Source organism: uncultured Campylobacter sp., assembly GCF_938040115.1.
In the GTDB taxonomy this organism is placed as follows: domain Bacteria; phylum Campylobacterota; class Campylobacteria; order Campylobacterales; family Campylobacteraceae; genus Campylobacter_A.
The window spans coordinates 1-2,907 of sequence record NZ_CALHXD010000206.1 but is presented as its reverse complement, the minus strand read 5'-3'; the positions used below and the strand labels follow the sequence as shown (position 1 = coordinate 2,907).

The window sequence follows — 2,907 nt, the reverse complement described above, 5'->3', positions numbered from 1 at the left end:
GTCTAACCAAGGGCGAAATTTTAAAAGAATTCGCCTCTGCCGAGCTTGAAAACCTGCACGCAGTTAATCCGCTAAACGGCAGAAAATCGCTGTTTATCCTGGGCGACCACGTCACGATGGACGGCGGTACAGGACTAGTTCACACCGCACCCGGTCACGGCGAGGACGACTACCACGTGAGCCTAAAATACGGCATCGAAGTCATCATGCCCGTCGATGAAGGCGGTCTGTACGACGAAACGCTAAAGGCGAAAAAGTTATTTCCAGACGGCGTAGCGGACGAACTAATCGGCATGCATATCTTTAAAGCAAACGAGAAAATTTTAGAGCTTTTAGGCTCAAATTTGCTAAAAGCGAGTAAATTTGTCCACTCCTATCCGTTTTGCTGGAGGACACATAAGCCCGTTATCTACCGCGCTACGAAGCAGTGGTTTATCGCGATGGACGAGCCGAAAATCGACGGCAAAACGCTACGAGAAGTCGCGCTAAAAGAGCTTGAAAACGTCAAATTTTACCCTGCAAGCGGCGTAAAAAGGATAGGCTCGATGATAGAAAATCGTCCCGACTGGTGTATCTCGCGCCAACGCGACTGGGGCGTGCCGATAGCGTTTTTTAGACGCAAGGATACAAAAGAGCCGATATTTGACGATGAAATTTTAGATAACGTCGCGGCGATATTTGAACAAAAAGGCGCTGACGCGTGGTGGGATAGCGATATAAAAGATCTCTTACCGGCAAACTGCAAATTTGAGCCGCAAAATTTAGAAAAAGTGATGGACATCCTAGACGTCTGGTTTGACAGCGGCTCGACGTGGGCTGCTGTGCTAAAAAGCGGCGACTACGATGCGGGCAGCTATCCTGCGGATATGTATCTAGAGGGTAGCGATCAGCACAGAGGCTGGTTCCAAAGCTCGCTACTGCTAAGCTGCGCCGCACAAGGACGAGCGCCGTATAGAAGCGTGCTCACGCATGGATTTACCGTCGATGAAAACGGTCAAAAGATGAGTAAAAGCAAGGGCAACGTCGTGGCTCCCGCAGACGTCGCTAAAACCTACGGCGTGGAAATTTTACGCCTTTGGGTTGCGCTTAGCGACTACTCCAGCGACCTAAAAATCAGCGAAAACATCCTAAAACAAGTAAGCGAGCAGTACCGAAAAATACGCAATACGATAAGATTTCTGCTAGCCAACGTAAACGATCTAGAGGCTACCGAAACGTCAAATTTCAACATCCTAGACCGCTGGATACTAAGCCGCGCTAAAAAAGCATTCGACGAGGCCGAAACGGCGTTTAGAAACTACGACTTTTCAAAGGGCTTTAGCCTGCTGATGAACTTCCTAAGCGCGGATTTAAGCGGCATATATCTTGATATCTGCAAAGACCGCCTATACTGCGATGCCAAAGACAGCGATACTCGCCGCTCGGCTCAAAGCGCGATGGCTCTAATCACCAGAGCGCTCCTGCCTCTCATCGCTCCGACGCTCACGTACACCGTGGATGAGGTGATGGACTATGCGCCTGAGATCATCAAAAACGGCGCAGCGGACGCCTTTGATCTAGAGTATGCGCCGCTAGAGTTTGAGTTCAACGTAGACGACGAACTACTAGTCGCTAGCCGCGAGAAGTTTTTTGAGCTAATCGACGTACTCAAAAAAGATAAAAAGATAAAATCAACCCTCGAGCTAGTGCTGCAAACCAGCTCAAATTTAATCCTAAGCGAAGATATAAACGAGATCAGCGACTGGTATATGGTTAGCGACGTCCAAAGCCTAGACGGCAGCGACGGCCTAGCAGAATTTGACGTCGGAAACGATAAATTTAAGCTTGTTTTATCAAAACGCTTCAAATGCCCAAGATGCTGGAAATTTACCGCTAAGCACGACGGCGAAACCTGCCCTAGATGCGAAAAGGCGCTAAATGCTCTCTGAGCCTATCTCCGCTTGGTTCGTCGCGGCGACCATCGCGGCCATCCTCGCGGTCACAGCCGCAGGTATCGTAGCGGTAATAAAATTTAAGGATAAAAAATGATAACTTTAAAAGAGGCTCTAAAGCTAAGCGCCGGCGAAGTAACCGAGCTTAGAAACGAGCTGGAAAAGAAAATTTTCGCAGATAGGGAGCTTGGCGCCTACGTCGAGCAGTTGGCAAATTTGCCGCTTGATAAACTGGGTGCGGGCGTACCGATCGCTATAAAAGACAACATCCAGGTAAAAGGCTGGAGCGTAACGAGCGCGTCTAAAATTTTACAAGGCTACATCGCGCCTTATAACGCGACGGTTATAGAAAAGCTGCTAGCAGCCGGCTTGGCGCCGTTTGGCCGTACAAATATGGACGAATTTGCCATGGGTAATACGACCGAAAACAGCTACTACGGCAAAACGCTAAATCCTCTAAACCGCGAGAGAGTACCGGGCGGTAGCTCGGGCGGCTCGGCTGCCGCGGTCGGCGCAGGGCTAGCGGTGGCTGCTCTAGGAAGCGATACGGGCGGCTCAATACGCCAGCCTGCTGCATTTTGCGGCTGCGTAGGGCTAAAGCCGACCTACGGACGCGTCAGCAGATACGGTCTGGGCTCATACTCTAGCTCACTCGATCAGATCGGACCGATAACGCAAAACGTCGAGGACGCCGCGATCCTGTACGACATCATCGCAGGACACGACGACAAAGACAGCACGAGCGCGGATATCAAATTTGAAAGCGTAGCGGACAAACTAAACGCGGACAAAAAACTCACGATCTGCGTCATCGAAAACTACATAAACGAAGCCTCGGAAGAGACCAAAAAGGCGCTTTTAAAAGCGGTCGAAATTTTAAAAGCCGCAGGCCACAAAATAATCTATAAAAATTTAGAAAACTCAAAATGCGACATCGCGACCTACTACATCATCGCCACCGCCGAAGCCAGCGCAA

Annotated in this window: 2 protein-coding genes; both read left to right on the top strand. The window is 49.8% G+C overall.

What is annotated here, in order from left to right; genetic code table 11:
- Positions 1–1,928, top strand: a 1,928-nt coding sequence (locus Q0314_RS06950) for a class I tRNA ligase family protein (RefSeq protein ID WP_298057767.1), incomplete at its 5' end; no start/stop codon positions are given.
- Between the two features lie 96 nt (positions 1,929–2,024).
- Positions 2,025–2,907, top strand: an 883-nt coding sequence (locus Q0314_RS06945) for an amidase family protein (RefSeq protein WP_298057765.1), incomplete at its 3' end; no start/stop codon positions are given.